Consider the following 19,521-nt stretch of genomic DNA (forward strand, 5'->3'; position numbering starts at 1 on the left):
GGGACGAAGAGGGGGCGGGTGCCCTCACGGGCCTCAGTCGTCGATACCGAAGTACCGGGCGAGGTAGTCGATGATCTCGACGGCGTGCGGCAGGAGTTCGGGCAGTTGGGTGGCGAGGACCCGACGGGTGGCGGCGGACAGGGCGCCGGTGCTGGTGGCGGCCGGGCGGACGTACGGTTCCAGGCGCCGGATCAGCTCGTAGTTGCTGTCGATGTCCTCGGCCCGCATCGCCCGCTCCAGCGGCGGCGCCCCGGGCGGCGGGATGGGCGGGAGGACCCGGCTGACGTAGGTGACCCGGTGCAGGACCCGCCAGCACGGGGGTTTGGCGGAGCTCTGCCGGGCCTGGCGCAGCGCGGCGGCGTCGGGGGCGCCGCTGCCCTGGAGCCAGACCGGGTCGACGACCTTGCGGTAGAAGTCGTCGAAGTTGGCGCTGGTCTCGCCGAGGTAGAAGGTGAGGAACCGGTAGGCGTCCACCTTGCCCGGCACCAGCACCGGCCGGCCCGCCGGGTCGTACGCCAGTGTGCCGTCGGCGTTGCGGCGTTGCAGGTCGCCGGAGGGCGCGCACTGGACGTCGAGGCCGAAGGAGCGGGAGGCGTCCTTGCCCTTGGCCCGGGTGTTGCTGAAGCCGCCGCCCACCGAGGCGTCCATGTGCAGGTCGAAGCCGAGGTCGATGGCGCTGAAGGCCATGTCCGTGAAGCCGCCGACGGAGCCGTGGAAGCTGTACGAGCCGGCGGTGGTCTCGCTGACGGCGTCGGTCGCCTCCGTGGTCTCGGCGAAGAAGCCGCCCTGGGCGGTCCACACGTACGTGTTGACCAGGTCGCGGTGCGAGAAGCCGTCGGCCGTCGTGTTCGGGCCGCCGGAGCGGCTGTCGCCGGCGGGCGCGACGTCCATGCCCATCGAGCGCAGCACCGTGCGGGCCTGGGCCTCGGCCGGGTCGTTCGCGCCGCGCTGGTCGGTCTCGGTGGAGATCGACCGGTAGTACGCCTCCAGTCGTTGCTGGTCACGGGTGATCCGGCGCTTGAGGGCGTACGCGTCCCTGGGCTTGAAGTAGCTGTACTCGCCGTACGCGGTGGCGGTCGGGTAGTCGGGATCGGTGACCTTGCCGCGTTCGTCGAAGCCGACCGAGCCGTCCAGGGTGCCCTGCTTGGTGTAGCGGGGGTTGATCGGGAAGTGGATGATGTTCCAGTCCAGCGGGATGTCCGGGTTGGGCAGCATCCGGTAGGCGATCAGGGCGCCGGTGTGGGCCAGGCGGAGCGCGAAGACGTCGGCGGTCTGGGACTGCACCAGTGCCATGCCGGTGTTGGCGGGCACGTAGCGGCGTCCGACGGCGGGGTTGACCAGTCTGGCCGGGTCCTCGGGGTGGCCGGTCAGCGCCAGCCGGGTCGTGCGGGTGGTGTTGGTGCCCTGGCTGACCTGGGTCTCGGAGCTCCAGGTGTTGGAGAATTCGAGGCCGCCGCTGATGCCGAGCTGGAACCGTCCCGAGAACAGCGGTTTGGCGATGCCGACGCCCAGCGGGGCGGTGACGGTCATGGTGTCGATGTCGGTCGTGAAGCCGAACGAGAAGTTGAAGGCGGCGTCGACGCTCCGCTCCTTGCTGGTGGACAGGCTCTGCACCACCTCCTCGGCCTCGGTGAACTCCACCGAGGAGGCCCCGTCGTGGTCGCCGGCCCCGTCGACCAGGTTCTCCGAGGGCACCGGCGGGGCGCCCTCGATGTAGCCGATCAGCTGCGGGTCGAACTGGGCCTGGCCGACCCATTCGGTGGTCAGGTCACCGACCTTGTAGCCGGTGACCAGATGCCAGCGGCCGTCCCGGACGAAGGCGTAGCAGCGCTTGAGCACGCCGAGCGCCTCGCCCTTGGCGTCGTACTGGAGGTCGGCGTACTCGCTCGCGCCGGGGGCGCCGGAGACGTTCTCGTGGAAGGGGGTGCGGACGTCGGCGAGGGCGGAGCGCACCTGGGCGGTGTCGGTGGAGATGGGGGCGGTGGAGAGCAGGATCCGGGGCCGCTTGGGCGAGAAGTCCAAGTCGTTGCCGCGCAGGCCCTCGTCGCGCACGGACGTGGTGCCCGGCTCGGTGGAGTCGCGGTCGAACGGCCAGTAGCCGAGGAGGTCCTGCTTGTCGCCGCGCAGCCGGGAGAACAGGTTGTCGGAGATCTGCTCGGCGGTCCGGACGGTGCGCCAGATCCGTACCTCCTCCAGCGTCCCGGTGAAGGCGTCGGCCGGCTTTCCGCCCTCCAGCCGGGCGCCGAGGGTGAGCTGAGCCTCGCCCCAGGGCGCGGGGTCCTGAGCGGCCGGGCTCTCGGCCAGCGGCTCGCCGTTGCGGTACAGCCGCAGTCCGCTGGCCGCCGGGTCGGGGTCGCGGGTCCAGCGGGCACCGCGGAGCTTGGCCGGGAAGGAACCGCTGTGGTCGAAGGCGGTGTTGCCGGCGTTCTCGTCGAACGCCCAGCGGGCCAGCAGTCCCTTCTCGCGCGGGGTGACGGGCATGCCGACCTGGTTCGAGGCCCGCGCGGCGTTCCAGATCCGCACCTCGCCCAGCACGCCGGTCAGACCGCGGCCGATCTCCAGCTCGCTGCTGTTGGCCTGGGCGCCGGGGCCGCTGTACAGGTGGTTGCCGGCCAGGCTGCCGCCGATGTAGAAGCGGATGTACTGCTCCGGCTGGGCCGGCGCGGGCGGCTCGGACGGCTGGGCGCCGCCGGACACCGCGGGTGCGGGTGCCGGCTGGCGGCGCTCGCGGACCACGCTCACCTTCTGCACGGCGCCGGGGGTCAGGGCCTGGGTGGAGACGAAGCGGACGGCCTTGCCGTCGGCCTCGGCGAACGCGAACTCCAGCCGCCCGTCGGCCAGCACGCCGAACTGGTACGGGACACCGTCCTGCCCGCCGTCGGCCACCCGGCCCTTGGCGACCAGGCCCATCGAGCTGCCGAGCCGGTCGATCCGGACGAACGCCTCGATGGTCAGGTCCTCCAGCAGGTCCAGCGCGTCCTGCGACTCGACCGACAGGCCGACCGCGCGGTCCATCCGCAGTGCCCAGGACTGGGTGAAGGTGGCGGCCAGGTGCGCCCACTCGTTGCACGGGAACCGCTCCGCCGACTTCACCACCCGGTCGCCGACCCGGGCCACCGCCTGGTAGCCCTTGATCGGGGACGCCGGGCCGCCCGGCCCGTCGAAGGTCCAGTGGCCGAGCAGGCCCGGTTCGTTGCCGGACAGCCGCCGGTCGCGCTCGGCGGCGATCTCCCGCTGGGTGCGTGCCCGGTCGAAGACCCGGACCTCGTCGATCCGGCCGTCCAGGTACGCGTCGCCGAATCCCAGGCCGCCGATCACCAGCGGCCCCTTGCCGGTGTACGGGGCGTTGGCGACGCGGCGGCCGACCTCGACGCCGTCGCGGTAGAGGATCTGCTCGCGGGTGGCGTTCTTGTACACCGCGGCCCAGTGGTGCCACTCCAGGTCCGGGTAGGACTGGGCGGTGTCCAGGTCGTCGCCGTACAGCCCGAAGCGGAAGGTCTCGGCGGGGTTGAACACCAGGTGCAGGGACTGGTCGCGCACGCCGCTCGGCACACCGTGGACGAGCAGCGGCTCGGTGCGGCCCCGGGACTGGTTGCGCTTGGCCCACAGCTCGACGGTGAAGTCGCGGTTCGCCAGGTCGAGCGAGTCGGCCAGGACCAGCTTCTCGGCGCCGGCGAACTGCTTGACCGGCAGCCCGGCCGGGACCAGCGAGAGTGCGTAGCCCGAGTCGTCCGTCCGGGCGTGCAGGACCCGGCCCTGCCCGGTCTCCGGGTTGACCCAGGCCTCCAGGGTCAGGTCGCCGTTCGGGGCACCGGCCGGCTGCTTGCCCGACGGCAGCGTCAGGTACTGGTCGTTGCCGGAGAACTGGAGGGCCCGGCCCGGCATCTCGGCCCGCCAGCGGCAGCCGCGCCCGGCGATGGCCGGCTTGGCCGTGCCGTTCGGTACGAACTCGGCCTCGCCCGGGTTGAGGCCGACCAGCCGGGAACCGGCGGAGAGCAGCACCCCGGGGCGGGTGGCGGCGGCCCGGCCCCAGTCGTAGCCGACCAGGGTCACCTTGTCGCCGGGCTTGACGGCGGTGGCCTCCGCCGTGAGGGTCAGCGCCTTCGCGCCGACCGGGGTGTCGGCGGCCACCGCGCAGCCGGCCGAGCCGATCTGCAGGTGCGCCTTGGCGGGCAGGACGACGGTGGAGCTCTCGGCGAGCTCCACGGTGGCGCCGCTCACCCGGGCGACCAGGCCGACCGTCACCGGCCGGCCGGGGGCCCCGGCCAGCGCCGCCGCGAACTGGTCGGCCCGGCGCGGCAGCGAGCGCCAGGTCTCGGTGTCGGCGCCGACCGTGACCGTCAGGTCGCAGCGGCCGGGCGCGTCGCCGTCGGCGACCGTGAGGGTGCAGCCGTCCAGCGGGAGCGCCGGGTCGAGCGCGAGGAAGCCGAGCGTGCCGCCGTCCCCGTCCAGGGTCTGCAGGCCGCGGATGACGGCGGTGTCGTAGTAGACGGCGGAGAGCTGGTCGTCGGCGCCCCGGAAGTAGAGCACGAGGTTGCCGGTGCCGCTGTCCAGCAGCGCGGGCCGGTCGCCGCCCCGGGCGAACTCGAGCAGGGCGCCGTTCAGGCTCAGGCCGGTCGGGTCCACGGCGAGCGGCGGCATCGGCAGGGTCAGGTCGTCGTCACCCTGCAGGGCGCTCGACAGTCGGGCCAACTCATCCTGGGCAGCCGCCAGTTCAGCCTTCTTGGTGGCCAGTTCGAGCTGTCGCTCACCGATCCGCGTGCTCGCCGAGCGGGACTCCTGGACCGCGGCGCGCGCGGCGTCCATCTTCTCCTTGACGGCGAAGAAGACGACGTCGATCGACCACTGCAGGCGCACCTTGGTCATCCGGAACAGCCCCGTGTCGGCCGTGCGGCACTCGGCCGCCAGGCGCAGCTCGCTCGTCTTGCTGTCGGCGGGCAGACCGATGGCCATCCCGGTGGCCTGGTTGACGATCCGCACGTAGTCGCCCTCGCGGATCATGGTGAACCGGTAGTACTTCTCGGCCTGGGGATCCGGAGTGACGAAGGGCTCCCGGGGGAGTCCGAGCGCACCGTAGTTGAGATTGGAGCTGGAGGCGGCCAGGAGGAGGCCGTGGCCCGAGGCGTCGGTGGTGGCCAGACGGAACGCGGAGCTGTCGACGGTCCGGGGGTCGGCGCCGCCCAGCGCCCAGGTCGTCCGGGGGCTGTCGTCGCCGGTGATGCTCACCCCGCCGTAGGGTTCGCCGTAGACCCACCGCACCGTCTTGCCGTTGATCATCCGCGGGGTCTTGAGCTCCAGGGTGTAGAGCCAGGCGCCCGGCTTCACCGCCTCGGCCCTGTACTGGGCCTCGTAGCCGTCGTACGTGGGCTGCAGCCCGTTCTGTATCGCCAGCCGCTCCGGCAGCAGCGCCGCCGTGCCGCCCAGCCGGGCGATCTCCGCCGGCAGGGCGGCGATCTCCGGCTCAAGCCGTTTGACGACCTGCTGCAGGTCGCTGATCCGCTCGGAGTCCTGGCCCCTGGTCGGCCGCTTGAGCACCTGCGGCTCCAGCACGTCCGGCGCCTGGGCCAGCCGCCCGTCCCTGCCGACCGCGAAGTCCAGGGCGGCCAGACACGGCTCCTGCCCGTACGAGGCGGCGAACGTCAGCAGCACCCGGGCCTGCCGCTTGGCCGGCTTGGGGTCGGCGCGGTAGCCGGAGACCACGTTCTCCTGCTGGTGGTAGAGCGCCGCCGACATGCTGGAGACCACCTTGCGGCCCTTGAGGACGAAGCTGTCCCGCCGTACACCCGGGTGGTCGCCGATCGGGGCGTCCGAACCGGTCCACCGCGCGGCGCCCTCGATCCGGCCGTGCAGGGCGTCGTCGCTCTGGTCGTACGCGGTGGTGTCCGCGCCCTCGTCGAAGCGGTAGTAGGCGGTCAGGCCGGGCTCGTTGCCGATCAGCCGGTGACCCAGCTCCTCGGTCAGTTCGGCCGCCGAGCGGACCCGGTTCCAGATCCGCAGCTCGTCCACGTCGCCGCTGAAATGGCGGAGCGTGCCGCCCGCGTCCTGCCGGCCCAGCAGGACGGGACCCCGGGGGCCCGGGGTGAAGGGCAGCGGACCGTTCGCCGCCACCCGGCCGTTGACGTACAGCTTCGCCGTGGTGCCGTCGAAGGTCGCGGCGACGTGGGTGTAGACATCGACGGCGAGGGCGTCGGTGGCGACCAGCGGCGCCGGCGCGCCCTCGTGCGTGAGCCGCAGGGCGCCGGACGCGTCCAGGGCCAGCTGGAACTCCCCGGCACGCCCGAGCAGCGGGCCCTCCGGCGCGGCGGGCTTGAGCCACGCCTCCACCGAGTAGGCCCGGCCGCCGAAGCGCAGCGCCGCCGGGTCGCCGAGGTCGACGTACCCGCCCGCGCCGTCCAGCCGAAGCGCCGTCTCGGCGTGCCCGCCGCCGCTCGCCACCGGCACCAGCTCACGCCCGGTGAACGGGCAGGTACCCGGGCTGCGCTCGAACACCGCGTCCTGGTACGCCGGGTCGGGGCTGGTGTAGAAGCGGGTGCCCTGGATGTTGAACAGGCCCTGGCTGCCCTGCTCCACGCTGAAACCGTCCACCCGCCCGGTGGCGTCGTTGTGCGCGAACAACTGCCAGCGCCGCACGTTGGCGACACCGGTCGGCACCAGCACCGCCGCGAACCGGCCCTGTGTCAGATTCCGCACGAAGGACAGCTCCTGGGTCGGCTCGTGGAACGGCCGGCCCTCCATGTCCTCGGTGCCCAGGCTGTCCTTGGCCGACTCCGGCCGGGTGGCGTGCCTGCTCCGCTTGAACCGCGCCTCCAGGACCGGCTTCAGCTTGCCGTCCACCAGCAGGAACCGGTCGCAGAGCAGGGTGTCGCGGACCAGCGGCACCTTCGCGCCGCCGCCGAGCACGTAGTCGGTGCGGGACGGGTCTCCTGAGGAGCCGCCCCCGGCCAGCTTGTACACCGCCCCCGGGTCGCCCGCGCCGACCGACTGGCGCAGCACCACCACGTACGTCCCGTCCGAGACGACCTGGAACGGGGCGTCCGAGGTCAGCCGTCCGGTGGTCGACAGGTGCGGGTCCACTTCCTCCTCGGCCGGCAGTTCTCCCGGCGCGGCCTCGGCCCCGCCCCGCTTCACCGTCGGCATCGCGGTCGCGCCGACGACCGCGAACCCCACCTCGGCGAGCTCCCGGGGGAAGGCCAGCTCGGCCGGGTTGTCGCTCCAGTAGGCGGCGTCCACCTCCCCCTTGGTCGGCGGGCCCGCGAGATCCAGTACCGAGTAGACGATCCGGCGCGCGGCGTCCATCGCGAAGGCGATCGTCGTGCCCTGGTGCCGGGCCATGGTGACGTGCCGGTACGCACGGTCCCCGTACACCTTGAGCAGCGAATTCCGAGATGCCATCGGTCCCCCTTCGGTTCCGCACGAGCTGGTCGTACGGGCGCCCCCCCACAGGGCGTCGGCAGTCTGGCACGCGGGAATCCAGTCGAGGAGGAGTTGTGAAATTACCCGATAGACACATGACTCGATCGCCGCGCCGGATGGCCGAGACTCACCCTTCCCGTCCCGGGTATCCCCTCCTCCGCCCGTCCCCGGCGCCCAGCGGACCGAGGCGGCTTCCTCGCGTGTGCGGCGGTCCGGGTTGAGGGCTTCCGGGAGTGCCGAGGGGTGCCGGGCCCAGGAATCGTCTACAGTGCGGTAGACCGTCTACTCGCTTGTAGTCGCTTTCGGCCGTGCCCGGCCGTGCTCCGACCGCTTCTCCTGGGAGGCCCGCTCCTATGGCCGTTTCCGTTTCCGCCGTGAGTGATCTCGCGGTGAACGTGCTGGACGCCCACTCGCTGCTGACCGCCTTCGGTGTGCTGGGCATCGCGGTCGTGATGTTCGCGGAGACCGGGCTGCTGGTCGGGTTCTTCCTGCCGGGGGACTCGCTGCTGTTCACGGCGGGTCTGCTGTGCGCCGGTACGGACACGTCGTCGGGCCTGTCGCTGCCCTGGGTGCTCGTGGCCGCCGCCGCGGGGGCGCTGGCCGGCGCCCAGGTGGGATACCTGATCGGGCGCCGGGCCGGCGGGGCGCTCCTCGCGCGGAGCGGTGGCAAGCGACTGAGGGAGGGCGCCGAGCGCGCCGAGGTGCTGCTGGAGCGGTACGGGCACGCCAAGGCGATCGTGCTGGCCCGCTTCGTACCGGTGGTGCGGACGGTGCTCAACCCCTTGGCGGGGGCGCTCGCCGTGCCGGTGCGCACCTTCACGCTCTGGCAGGTGGCGGGCGGGCTCGTCTGGACCGTCGGCCTGGTGCTGGCGGGCTACGGCCTCGGATCCTCGATCCCGAACGTCGACAGGTACCTGCTGCCGATCGTCGCCCTCATCGTCCTCGTATCCCTGCTGCCGCTCGGGATCGAGCTGCTGCGCTCCCGGCGGGCCGCCAAGCGGGCGAACGGAGCCGCCCGATGACGCCCGCGTACGACGGCTCGCGCGTCGACGGCGCCCTCTACACCGGCGTCATCGGCCTCGCCGAGCGGGCCCCGGGCCGGCTGGACGCCGTGATCTCGGCGTGGTCTGCCTACGGCATCGCGCTGTTCGCCGTGCTCCTGGTCGCCGCCTGGTGGCGGGCGCGGCGTGCCGGCTCCGCCACCGCCGTCGTGGCCCTGGCGGTACCGGTGATCACGGCCCTCGCCTTCGGCGTGGACCTGCTGCTGAAGAGCGTCTTCCGCGAGGACCGGCCGTGCCGGACCCTCCACGTGGTCACGCTGGAGGCGTGCCCGGCCCCGGGGGACTGGTCCTTCCCCAGCAACCACACGGCCGTCGCGGCCGCCGTCGCCGTCGGGCTGCTCTTCGTCTCCCGCCGCCTCGGCGCGCTCGCCCTGGTCGCGGCGGTCCTGATGGGTGCCTCCCGGGTCTGGGTCGGCGCCCACTACCCGCACGACGTCCTGGCCGGCTTCCTCGTCGGCTCGATGGTCGCCCTCGCCGCGGGGTGGACCGTCCGCCGCCACCGCGCGGCCCTGGCCGGGCGGCTGAGGGGCACGGCCCTGCGCCCGCTCGTCGCGGGCGCGTGAGCACGACCCCGGCCGCGTCCACGCGCCCGCCGGTCGCGGCACACGTGGGAGACCCCGCGACGTCCTCCGGCCGGTTCGCGCGGCGGCGCCGTCGCCGCGAGTGAACCTATTCTGTCTACATCGGAGTAGTCCGTCTGTCGTGCCGCAGGCGCTCCGCGACCGAAGGGGACCCCATGGCGGACACCGAGGGCGAACGCAGACCCGCGGGCGAACTGGAGGCCGGCGTCCTGGCCGCGCTGTGGGCGGCGGGCGCGCCCCTCTCGGCGGCCGAGGTACGAGCGGCGCTCCCCCAGGACCTGGCACGCACCACGGTCGCGACGCTGCTCGCCCGCCTGCACGAGAAGGGCATCGTGGCCCGGCGCCCCGCGGGCAGGGGCTTCGTCTACTTCCCCGTGCAGGACGCGCACGGCCTCACCGCCCGGCGCATGCACCGCGAACTCGACCAGGTCGACGGCGACCGAGGCATCGTGCTGGCCCGGTTCGTCGAGGGCCTCAGCCCCGACGACGAGGCGGAACTGCGCCGCCTGCTGGAGGAGGGCGGCGGGTGATCGCCCTCCTGTTCCTGCCCCTGGCGATCCCCTGGGCGCTGCCACCGCTGGCGCGCCGGACCGTGGCGCGGGTGCGCCCCGACATCGCCCTGTGCGCGGTCACCGGCGCCGCCGCCGTCCTCGCCGTGGGCACGGTCGGCTGCCTCGGCGCCCTCGTCCTGCCGCTCGCCCTCCGGCTGCCCGCGCTCGCCTCCCTCGTCCACCTGCTCGCCCCGCTTCCCGCCGGCCCGCCGCTCGTCGTCGCCGGCGCCGCCGCCCTGGCGGTCGGCGCGCTGGTCGTGACCGTGACCGCCGCGGTCCGCGGGATCGCCGCCGAGACGGTGCGGCTGCGGTCCGCGCGGCGCCGGATCGCCGGTCTGGCGCCGGCGGGCGGGCTGTGCGTGGTGGACGACGACCGGCCCGACGCCTTCGCGCTGCCCGGCGGCTCGCGCGCCGGCGACCGGATCGTGGTGACCTCCGGCATGTTCCGCGCCCTGGCCCCCCGCGAGCGCGAGGCGCTCCTGACGCACGAGCGGGCCCACCTCGCCGCCCGTCACCACCTGTTCCTGGGCCTCGCCCGCCTGGCCGGCTGGTGCCACCCGGCCCTGGCCGCCGTCGTCCCCGAGGTGTCCTTCGCGGCCGAGCGGTGCGCGGACGAGGCGGCCGCGCGCGCGTGCGGCGACCGGAGGCTGGCGGCACGAGCGGTCGGCCGTGCGGCGCTCGCCACGACGGCCCGCACGGCCGGCCCGCCGAAGCCCGTCGTCGCGGCGGGCGGAACCTCGGGCCCGGTGCCCGCCCGCGTCAAGGCGCTCCTCGCCCAGGCGCCGGCCCGTCGCCTGAGCACCGCCCTGATCGTCATGGTCCTGCTGTGCGCGACCGCCGGCGCCTCGTCCGTGGCGGGCGCGGTGTGGCTGCACCGAGGTGTGGAGACGGCGCAGGGCGAGAGCCCTGGCGACTGACCGGACGGCGGAGGGGCCGTACGACCCTCTCCACTTCGTGGCCGTCGTCGTGGGCGTCCCCCTGCCCAGGCGGGACAGGGCGGGACAGGGCGGGACAGACGAGACAGGGCGTACCCAGGACGGGGCGGGTTCTCCGTCCTGAGCAATCCGGTGGCGGCGCGTCTCCGAATCACGGGTGAGGCCGCGACCGATCAGGTAGCGATGAGGGAGCGGCCGCGTGGGGTCGTCCTCTCCGGACGGCTCAGGTCTCGGGGAACGCCCAGGGAGGTGGTGCGCGTCCCGCCAAGGGCTCTCGTCGCGGTAGTCCGATCATCCCGGCCCGTCCTTCGTGCCCGGTGTCCGACGGACGGGTCCGCCTCCTGGAGGAGGAACCGGCATGACCACCACTCGCATCCGGCGGTCCGCGCTCCTCGCGGCCGCCACCATGCTCCTTCCCGTGACGCTCGGCGTGGCGGGTCCGGCGTTCGCGGACTCGCCCCCGCCCGCCCCGTACGGTCCGGCCTGTATGTCGGTGCCGAAGCAGGGGTCCGGCAGTTTCGACGGCATGGCGAAGGACCCTGTCGCCACCGCCGCCTCCCACAACCCGGACCTGTCCACGCTGGTCGCCGCCGTGAAGCGGGCCGGGCTCGTCGACACGCTGAACAACGCGCAGAACATCACCGTGTTCGCGCCGACGAACGAGGCGTTCGCGAAGATCCCGAAGGCCGACCTGGCCAAGATCCTCGCCGACAAGGCCGAGCTGACGAAGATCCTCACCTACCACGTGGTGGGGGAGACGATCACCCCGAAGCAGATGGAGAACGGCACCTTCAAGACCCTGGAGGGCGCCACGCTCACCACGAGCGGGTCCGGATCGTCGTTCACCGTGAACAAGACCGCCAAGGTCGTGTGCGGGGGCGTCCAGACCTCGAACGCCACCGTCAACATCATCGACACCGTTCTGACCCCGCCCATGTAGCCCCTTTCCCGGCATCCCCCGTGGCGCCGCCCGGTCGCCCGCGAGCGACCGGGCGGCGCGGTCAGCGGACCGGGCGCAGCGCCAGGTATCCGTGGCCGTAGGGGAAGAGCCTCGTTTCACTCGCCCGATCGCTGTCGGCCACCGCGGCGCGGTACTTCACGCCGTCGACGTAGAGGTGGCTTCCGTTCTTGATGCCCGGGGTGTCGGACACCGACCGGGGGATGCCCGTGTCCCGGGTCCATGAGGCGCGTTCCTCGCGGGTGAGCCAGAAGACCGGCTCCTTCGGCGGCCATGCCGGGACGGCCCGCACGTCGTCCAGCGTGCCGTCGGCGGCACCGGCATCGGTGCTGACGGCCTCCCAGGCGATCGGGCCCGGCACGCCGTGGTACGTCAGGAAGAACATCTGCTGGACCGGGTCGGTCAGCCCGAGCGGGGCTGCCTGGGCCAGGAGGGCGGGAACGATCCGGTGCCGGAGGAGGTCCAGCACAGCGAGCACCGTCGCGCCGCGCGTCGTCCGCGCCTCGTCGATGACGTCGAGCGAGCCGACCAGCTGGAACGTCCTGAAGGCCACCAGGGCGGACAGGTCACCGTCGACGGCGGGGCGGGCGCGGACCGCCGGCCGGGCCGGCGGTCGGCTCGGGAGAACGGCGTCGGGCCCCCGGGTCTGAAGGGCGTCGAGCAGGTCCACCAGCCATTGCGCGCGCTCCGCCGAGTTCGTCACCCGGTTCGCCAGGGTGGTCTCGTAGGCCGCGAACTGCTCACGGGCGTCCGCGCAGGCACCCGCCATCAGGCGGGCTCCCCAGTCCTGCGCGGAACTCCCCACCGTGGCCAGGCGGATCCGGGCCGAGCTGCGCACGTACTGCTCCTGGCGGTCGAGGTCGACGTGCTCGTCGGGGCGGCGCAGGTAGGCGAGGACCAGCCCGAGTCGGGCGTCGTCGGTCCACACTTCCTGGCTCATCGCCCTGAGCAGGTCACCGGCCGGTGCCACGTGGAGCTCCAGTTCGTGCAGCAGGGTGACCGCCGCCTGGCCCGGGTCCGTGCCGGGGCCCGTCGTCACGGTCACCTTGATGAACGACTCGTGCGGCGCGAGGATCATCTGCGGTGTGAGCATGAGCGCCTCATCGATCAAGGTGCCGTGCGGGGACCGGGGCGGACTCACGAACACACGGGTGGCCCCGTGCACGGTGACGTCCGAAGCGAGCACGTCGATGAAGAGGTGGCAGGTGAGGTTTCCGTCGACCAGGTCGAGGAACTCACGTAACCGGGGGCTGAACGATGTCCGATGGTCGATCAAGGACTGGAGTGACGATCTGACGGCGGCGGCAACGGCGGGCTGCCCGCTGAACTTCATCATTCTCGTGACGTTAGCCTCGCCCGGAGGCGCTGAACAGACGCCCGGCACCGATGCGGCGAGCATGCGGACAAGTGGGAGTCGCCCTGCCGCCTGCTGCCCTGGGCGAGTCTCTTCCGCCCCGGGTTTCCGCAGGTGAGGAGGTGCGGGCGGCGATTGTGAGAGTGCTCCCGGGCGGGGCCCGTGTCTCAGCCGCAGCAGCCCGTGGCCGGTTCGGTGACCGGGAGCGGTGCGGGCGGGACGGTTGCCACGGTGGGCTTGCCGGCCTTCACGACGGCCGAGTGCATACGGTCCGCGACCGCGTGGGTCGCGGTGATCGTGACGTCCGTGAACCCGGCGGCCTCCAGCCCTTCCCGGTATTCGGTGAAGGAGAGGGCTCCGGCGATGCAGCCGACGTGGTCGCCGCGCTCGGCCCGCTCGGCGGGGGTGAGGGAGTCGTCGGCGACGACGTCGGAGACACCGATCCGGCCGCCGGGCCTCAGGACGCGGAACGTTTCGGCGAAGACGGCCGCCTTGTCGGTGGACAGGTTGATGACGCAGTTGGAGATCACCACGTCGATCGTCGCGGCCGGGAGGGGGATCGCTTCGATGGTGCCCTTGAGGAACTCCACGTTGGTCGCGCCGGCCTTGGCCGCGTTGGTCAGGGCGAGGGCGAGCATCTCCTCGGTCATGTCGAGCCCGTACGCCTTCCCGGTGGGGCCGACGCGGCGGGCGGAGAGCAGGACGTCGATGCCACCGCCGGACCCGAGGTCCAGTACGCGGTCGCCCGCGTGCAGGTCGGCGACCGCGGTGGGGTTGCCGCAGCCCAGCGAGGCGGCGACGGCCCCGGCGGGCAGGGTGTCGGTCTCGCCGCCGGTGTAGAGGGCGGAACCGAAGTTCTCGTCGATCTCCACCGGGGCGGGCCCGCAGCAAGCGGTGCCGCCTTCGGTGACCTTCAGGGCGGAGGCGGCGTACCGGGCGCGGACGGTCTCGCGGAGGTCGTCGGTCTGGTCGGTCATGGCGGTGACTCCCAACAGGCTGATTCGATGACTGTCGATGCAACCTTGCGCCTTGGATCGATATTCGTCAACATAGAAGGATGTCGAATCAAGAGCTGGTCGTGCTCGGTCAGGACGATGCGGGCGGGTGCTGCCCGACCCTGCTGGCCGCCCCCATGGACGAGGGGCGGGCCGTCGAGCTGGCCAAGGTGTTCAAGGCGCTGGGTGACCCGGTGCGGCTGCGGCTGCTGTCGATGATCGCCTCGCGGGCCGGTGGGGAGATCTGCGTCTGCGACCTGACCCCCGCCTTCGACCTGTCGCAGCCGACGATCTCCCATCACCTCAAGCAGCTGAAGAACGCCGGGCTGATCGACTCCGAGCGGCGCGGGACCTGGGTGTACTACCGGCTCCTGCCCGCGGCTACCGACCGCCTGGCCGCCGCCCTCACCCGCCCCGACGCCCCCGACGTCTCCTCCGTCGGCGCGGCCACGTGAGCGCGCCGGAGCCCGTGGCCGGCCCGGTCGCGGGGCGGCTGTCGTTCACCGACCGGTGGCTGGCGGTGTGGATCCTGGTCGCGATGGCCGTCGGCCTCGGCCTCGGACGGCTGGTACCCGGGCTCGGGGACGCCCTCGCGAAGGTGACCGTCACCGGCGTCTCCCTGCCGATCGCGCTCGGCCTGCTGGTGATGATGTATCCGGTGCTGGCGAAGGTCCGCTACGACCGCCTCGACACCGTCACCCGCGACCGCCGCCTCCTGGTGCCCTCGCTCCTGCTGAACTGGGTCCTCGGACCGGCCCTGATGTTCGCGCTCGCGTGGCTGTTCCTGCCGGATCTGCCCGCCTACCGGACCGGCCTGATCATCGTCGGCCTGGCCCGCTGCATCGCGATGGTCATCGTCTGGAACGACCTCGCCTGCGGCGACCGGGAGGCCGCCGCCGTCCTGGTCGCCCTCAACTCCGTCTTCCAGGTCCTCGCCTTCGGGCTGCTCGGCTGGTTCTATCTCCAGGTCCTGCCCGGCTGGCTCGGCCTGGAGCAGACGGCCCTCGACGTCTCCGCGGGGGAGATCGCCCGCTCCGTCCTGGTCTTCCTCGGCATCCCCCTCGCCGCCGGCTACCTCACCCGCCGCATCGGCGAGAGGACCAAGGGCCGCACCTGGTACGAGGCGAGACTGATTCCGAGGATCGGCCCCTTCGCCCTCTACGGGCTCCTGTTCACCATCGTGGTGCTGTTCGCCCTTCAGGGCGACGCCATCACCTCCCAGCCCTTCGACGTCGCCCGGATCGCGCTGCCCCTGCTGGTGTACTTCGCGATCATGTGGGCCGGATCCATGGCCCTGGGCCGCGCGGTCGGCCTGGACTACGCGAGGGCGACCACGCTCGCGTTCACCGCCGCGGGCAACAACTTCGAACTGGCCATCGCCGTGGCCATCGCCACCTTCGGGGCCGCCTCCGGCCAAGCCCTCGCCGGTGTCGTCGGCCCCCTCATCGAAGTACCCGTCCTCATCGGCCTCGTGCGGGTCGCCCTGGCCGCCCGCCGTCTCTTCCCCGCCGACCCCGGCCCGGCGGCCCGTCGCACCACCGTTCCGGAAGGCTCCGCCCGTGTCTGAATCCCAGCCGTCCGTCCTGTTCGTGTGCGTCCACAACGCCGGACGCTCGCAGATGGCCGCCGCCTTCCTCACCCACCTCGCCGAAGGCCGCGTCGAGGTCCGTTCCGCCGGGTCCGCACCGGCCGACACGGTCAACCCGGCCGCCGTCACCGCGATGGCGGAGGCCGGCATCGACATGTCCGCCGAGACGCCCAAGGTCCTCACGGCCGACGCCGTACGGGCATCCGACGTCGTCATCACCATGGGCTGCGGCGACACCTGCCCCGCCTTCCCCGGCACGACCTACCTCGACTGGGCGCTGGACGACCCCGCGGGACAGGACGTCGACGCCGTCCGGCCGATCAGGGACGAGATCGAGCGGCGCGTCCGCCACCTGCTGACCGACCTCCTGCCCTCCTGACCCCGCCCGGAGAAGCACCCGGTGAACCGTGGCCCCGGAGCGGCCGGGCCTCACCGCTGGTGGCCCTCCGGTGCCCGGAGCGTGAACGGCGCCCCCGTCGCCGGGACGACCGGCGGCGGGGACGCCGAACCATAGGGAGCTAGACCAGGCCGGCGAGGAGATCCGCGAAGAGCCGCGGCCGACTGAAGTAGCCCACGTGTGACGTCGCCAGAGTGTGGACATCGAAGGGGTTGTCCGGGGTCAGCTCGTCCGCCTTCCGGATCATGTAGTCCTGGACGGCCGGGGTGATGCTGCGGTCCTCGGACAGGCGGACGTAGGTGTGCGGGACGCGACCCCACTCGGCGGCCCGGATCAGGGCCCCTGGCTCCATCACCGAGTAGGTCTCGTCCGAGTCCATCGAGTCCAGCAGCACGCGGAACTGGTCGTCGGTGGCGTCGGCCATGACGGCGGTCTTCAGCTGGGCGAACAGGGCCGGATCGGCGTGGGCGCCGCGCCAGTTCAGCCGGACCACAGCGGGGTCCCGCACACCCGGCACGGTGATCCGCGCCGCCGCCGCGTCCAGCAGGTTGTCGTCCACCACGTCCCACGGCCCGGTGAGCATGGCCGGGTCGCTGAGGCACAGCGCGGAGAGGTAGACGACACGGTCGAGCAGGTCCGGCACGGTGTTGGCGATGGCACTGACCGTCAGGCCACCGAGGCTGTTGCCGACCAGGACGACCGGTCCGTGTGCGGTGAGCCGGCGCACGGCGTCCGCGACATGCTCGATGTTGTCCCGCAAGGTGACGCCACGCATCGGGCTGGGAGCGGCGGCCAGCGCCACCCCGTCGTGGGGCTGCCGATAGTAGGCGGCGGGGCTGCCGGCGCGGTCACCGTGGCCGGGCAGGTCGACGGCGTACGAACGGTGTCCGAGCAGGGCCAGTTCGTTCCGCAGCGGGCCCCAGGCCCGCGAGTTGCTGGAACCGCCGTGCACGAGAACGAAAGTGGGGCGCGAAGGTGCGCGCATGGTGAAGATCCTCGTCATCCAGAGGCCGATGGTGGACGTGGACCCCGGTGCCGGCGCAGCCGACACCACGGGTCAGAACGTCGACCGGGTGCGCGTGGCCTGCCAGTTGAGGATGACGGAACTCATGCCGGCGATCGTAGCAGTGCTCCGGCCGGCGGCCACGGCAGGGCGTTCACCAGGGCGTTCACCGGGGCGTTCACCGGGCGTAGGCGACCTCGGGGAAGTCGGGGGACGGGCCGTCCAGCAGTCGTCCCCGGTCGCGGAGGTGGAGGTCGAAGAAGGCACGTGGGTAAGCGCGTTGGAACGCCTGGGCCCGGTGCCCGGGAATCGTCCCGACATCTTCCTCCAGATCGGAGGGTGACCTGCCCAGGAGCGGCGCGATCAGAGGCAGGATCAGCACGTCGTCGCCGAACGACTGGTGGGCTGCTCCCCGTACGGTCAGACGCAGACGCCAGCCGCGCAGATGCGACCAGAACGCGCGCAGGGCGGGGTTGCTCTCCATGCCGCCCTTGCCCGGGGTGTCCACGACCAGGAACGGACGGTCGAGCCCGGCGTCCACCACCGGACCCGCCGCACCTCCGTCCAGGCTCGCTCCCACCGTGATCCGCCGGTCGGCGAGCATCGTCGCGGCGGTGGTCGCACCGCCCAGGGAGTGGCCGACCATCCCGACGCGCCGCGGGTCCAGCGCCCCGCGCAGGCCGGCGGGCAACGGAGTGCGGCAGACGCCGGGGTGACCGCCCGAGCGCAGGACGGCGAGCCGGTCCAGGACGAAGCGGATATCGGCCGTACGGACCGCGAGGGCCTTGGCGTAGTCGCTGACCCCGCCCAGTGGGTTCGTCTCGACGCGTCCACCGGGGAAGGCGACCACCGCCGCGTCGTAGGTGTGGTCGACGGTGACCACCACGAAGCCGTGACTGGCGAGGTCTTCCACGATGCCGGTGCCGAACGACCGCGACGCGTCGGAGCCGGGGGAGTAGAGCACGACGGGCAGGGGCCCCGGCGGGCCGCCGACGGGAGCGCCCTCGTGGCCGTGGGTGTGCCCCAGTCGTACCCGGCCGGGAGGCAGACCGATCAGGCCCAGGTACCGGTCGGCCGCGGCCCGCGGCATCCAGGGAGCGGCCGGACGGGCCGCGCAGTCGCGGGCGGGGTACCAGACGCTGATCATGAGCTCGCGGCAGGGACGGGAGGGCACCCAGGGATCCGGCCGCGAGGTGTCGGCCAGATGCAGCGCGACCGTACCCAGCGGGTACGGTCCGGTCGGGGCGGGCAGCCGGAACCGCACGGGTTCCAGCTCCGGCGGTCGCGCGCCGGCCACCGGCGCGAGCGGACCCGCGATCGTGGCGGCGGCCAGTCCGGCGCACGAGGACAGCAGTGTTCTCCGTTTCATGCGTTCCACTGTTCCGTCCGTGGCCCCCGGCGGCTTCGCCCCCGGGGAGGAACCCGGTGTCAGCCCAGGAGGGTACGACGGGCATCAGCCGGGCGGACGACTCCGCCCGCGAGATGACGTCCTCCCGGCTGACCGGCCGAGGGCCCGCGCTCCCCTAGCGTGGTGGGCATGGGCGAAGGGGAGTCACGGCCGCTGGTGGCCGGACGTCTGCGGGACGGGCAGTGGCACGGCGTGGACACGGTCGCGGCCGTGCTCCTCGCCCTGGCGTTCGGCGCGAGCCAGACGCGGGGCGGCGGCTGGGTCGCGGGAGCCGTGGCAGCGGTGGTCTGGCTCCCGGTCGCGGTCCGGCGCAGACGGCCCGTCGCGGTTCTGTACACGATCCTGGCCGGAGCGGTCTTCGCCATGGCGTTCACCGGGTGGGAGGAGTCCTGGGTCCCCGTCGGGACCGCCCTGTACACGGTGGCGGCGCGGGAACCACGACGCCGGTCCGCGACGGCGCTCGGCTGCTCGCTGGGCGCCGTAGCGGCGACCATGGCCCTCCTGCCGAGGCCGGTCGCGGCCTTCGAGGTCGCGTGGGGCATCGTCTTCGCGTCCGTGATGATGACCCTGCCCTGGCTGGTGGGCACCGCGCTGAGAGAGCAGCGGTCGTACGCGGAACTCGCCGCCCGGCAGGCCGTGACGGACGAGCGCCTGCGGATAGCCCGGGAACTCCACGACGTGGTGGCCCATCACCTGACCGTCATCGCGGTGCGCGCCGAGGTGGCCCGCACGGTGGCCCCCACCCACCCGGGGGAAGCCGAGGAGACCCTCGCGCTGGTCGGGGCGGCGGGCCGGACGGCGCTCGCCGAGATGCGCCGCATGCTCGGCGTGCTGCGATCACCCACTGACGAAGCCGAGTCGGGGTCCACCCCCGGGCTGGCGGACCTGCCCGCGCTCGTGGACGGCGCGGGCCCGCGCGTGGCGCTCTTCGTCGACCCGGATCCACCGCTCCCCCCGGGTGTGGAGCTGGCGGTCTACCGCATCGTCCAGGAGGCCCTCACCAACGTCGTCAGGCACGCGGGATCGGCGGACTGCCGGGTGAGCCTGTCGCGGACGGGTCCCGAGGCGGTCGAGGTCGAGGTCGTCAACGACCCGCCGCCCCGGCTCCGGCCCCGGCTCCCGTCCCGGCTCCCCGGCGGCGGGCACGGACTCATCGGGATGCGGGAGCGGGCGGCCATGTGCGGCGGCACCCTCTCGACCGGCCCCTTGGCGACGGGCGGTTTCCGGGTGCACGCACGGCTGACCTGCGGGCCGGGGCCGGCACGGTGAACGCGCCG

Annotated in this window: 14 protein-coding genes; 9 read left to right on the forward strand and 5 right to left on the reverse strand. The window is 73.1% G+C overall.

Features of this window, described 5'->3' with window-relative positions:
* Positions 1–33: 33 nt before the first annotated feature.
* The gene (locus ACZ6J5_RS17220; protein WP_469392243.1) at positions 34–7,392 is read right to left on the reverse strand and encodes a LamG domain-containing protein; all 7,359 of its coding nucleotides are present in this window, start codon (positions 7,390–7,392) and stop codon (positions 34–36) included.
* A 374-nt stretch (positions 7,393–7,766) separates the two neighbouring features.
* Here ACZ6J5_RS17220 and ACZ6J5_RS17225 point away from each other — a divergent pair, with 374 nt between their 5' ends.
* The 5 genes from ACZ6J5_RS17225 (at position 7,767) to ACZ6J5_RS17245 (ending at position 11,481) form a co-directional block, all read left to right on the forward strand.
* On the forward strand, positions 7,767–8,435 hold the full coding sequence (locus ACZ6J5_RS17225) for a DedA family protein (protein WP_469392244.1): 669 nt from the start codon (positions 7,767–7,769) through the stop codon (positions 8,433–8,435).
* The gene (locus ACZ6J5_RS17230; RefSeq protein ID WP_469392246.1) at positions 8,432–9,037 is read left to right on the forward strand and encodes a phosphatase PAP2 family protein; all 606 of its coding nucleotides are present in this window, start codon (positions 8,432–8,434) and stop codon (positions 9,035–9,037) included. Before ACZ6J5_RS17225 ends, ACZ6J5_RS17230 begins: the two co-directional genes overlap by 4 nt.
* 173 nt (positions 9,038–9,210) lie before the next feature.
* On the forward strand, positions 9,211–9,585 hold the full coding sequence (locus ACZ6J5_RS17235; RefSeq protein ID WP_469392248.1) for a BlaI/MecI/CopY family transcriptional regulator: 375 nt from the start codon (positions 9,211–9,213) through the stop codon (positions 9,583–9,585).
* Positions 9,582–10,523 carry a M56 family metallopeptidase gene (locus ACZ6J5_RS17240; protein WP_469392250.1) on the forward strand — a complete coding sequence of 314 codons (942 nt, stop codon included), beginning with the start codon at positions 9,582–9,584 and terminating at the stop codon, positions 10,521–10,523. The genes ACZ6J5_RS17235 and ACZ6J5_RS17240 overlap by 4 nt, the downstream gene beginning before the upstream one ends.
* A gap of 376 nt (positions 10,524–10,899) precedes the next feature.
* Positions 10,900–11,481 (forward strand): fasciclin domain-containing protein, encoded by a 582-nt coding sequence (locus ACZ6J5_RS17245; protein WP_469392252.1) that lies wholly within the window; start codon positions 10,900–10,902, stop codon positions 11,479–11,481.
* Between the two features lie 61 nt (positions 11,482–11,542).
* Here ACZ6J5_RS17245 and ACZ6J5_RS17250 read toward each other — a convergent pair whose 3' ends face one another.
* Both ACZ6J5_RS17250 and arsM read right to left on the reverse strand, forming a co-directional pair.
* Positions 11,543–12,775, reverse strand: coding sequence for a hypothetical protein (locus ACZ6J5_RS17250; protein ID WP_469392254.1), 1,233 nt, complete (start codon positions 12,773–12,775; stop codon positions 11,543–11,545).
* Between the two features lie 245 nt (positions 12,776–13,020).
* Positions 13,021–13,830, reverse strand: coding sequence for an arsenite methyltransferase (arsM, locus tag ACZ6J5_RS17255; protein ID WP_469392256.1), 810 nt, complete (start codon positions 13,828–13,830; stop codon positions 13,021–13,023).
* An 80-nt stretch (positions 13,831–13,910) separates the two neighbouring features.
* Between arsM and ACZ6J5_RS17260 the strand changes: the two genes are divergently transcribed.
* The 3 genes from ACZ6J5_RS17260 to ACZ6J5_RS17270 are packed head-to-tail and all read left to right on the forward strand — an operon-like array spanning position 13,911 to position 15,815.
* Positions 13,911–14,303, forward strand: a complete 393-nt coding sequence (locus ACZ6J5_RS17260) for an ArsR/SmtB family transcription factor (protein ID WP_469392258.1) — start codon at positions 13,911–13,913, stop codon at positions 14,301–14,303.
* Positions 14,300–15,415, forward strand: a complete 1,116-nt coding sequence (arsB, locus tag ACZ6J5_RS17265) for an ACR3 family arsenite efflux transporter (protein ID WP_469392260.1) — start codon at positions 14,300–14,302, stop codon at positions 15,413–15,415. Before ACZ6J5_RS17260 ends, arsB begins: the two co-directional genes overlap by 4 nt.
* The gene (locus tag ACZ6J5_RS17270) at positions 15,408–15,815 is read left to right on the forward strand and encodes an arsenate reductase ArsC (protein WP_469392262.1); all 408 of its coding nucleotides are present in this window, start codon (positions 15,408–15,410) and stop codon (positions 15,813–15,815) included. Before arsB ends, ACZ6J5_RS17270 begins: the two co-directional genes overlap by 8 nt.
* A gap of 139 nt (positions 15,816–15,954) precedes the next feature.
* Here the strand turns inward: ACZ6J5_RS17270 and ACZ6J5_RS17275 are convergent, their stop codons facing one another.
* Together ACZ6J5_RS17275 and ACZ6J5_RS17280 are read right to left on the reverse strand one after the other, a co-directional pair.
* A complete protein-coding gene (locus tag ACZ6J5_RS17275; protein WP_469392264.1) occupies positions 15,955–16,818 on the reverse strand; it encodes an alpha/beta hydrolase in 864 nt (287 codons plus the stop codon).
* Between the two features lie 196 nt (positions 16,819–17,014).
* Positions 17,015–18,205, reverse strand: coding sequence for an alpha/beta hydrolase family protein (locus ACZ6J5_RS17280; RefSeq protein WP_469392266.1), 1,191 nt, complete (start codon positions 18,203–18,205; stop codon positions 17,015–17,017).
* Positions 18,206–18,373: 168 nt separating this feature from the next.
* Here ACZ6J5_RS17280 and ACZ6J5_RS17285 point away from each other — a divergent pair, with 168 nt between their 5' ends.
* Positions 18,374–19,513 (forward strand): sensor histidine kinase, encoded by a 1,140-nt coding sequence (locus ACZ6J5_RS17285; protein ID WP_469392268.1) that lies wholly within the window; start codon positions 18,374–18,376, stop codon positions 19,511–19,513.
* The last annotated feature ends 8 nt before the right edge of the window (positions 19,514–19,521 follow it).

Source organism: Streptomyces sp. NPDC042100 (assembly GCF_055582325.1).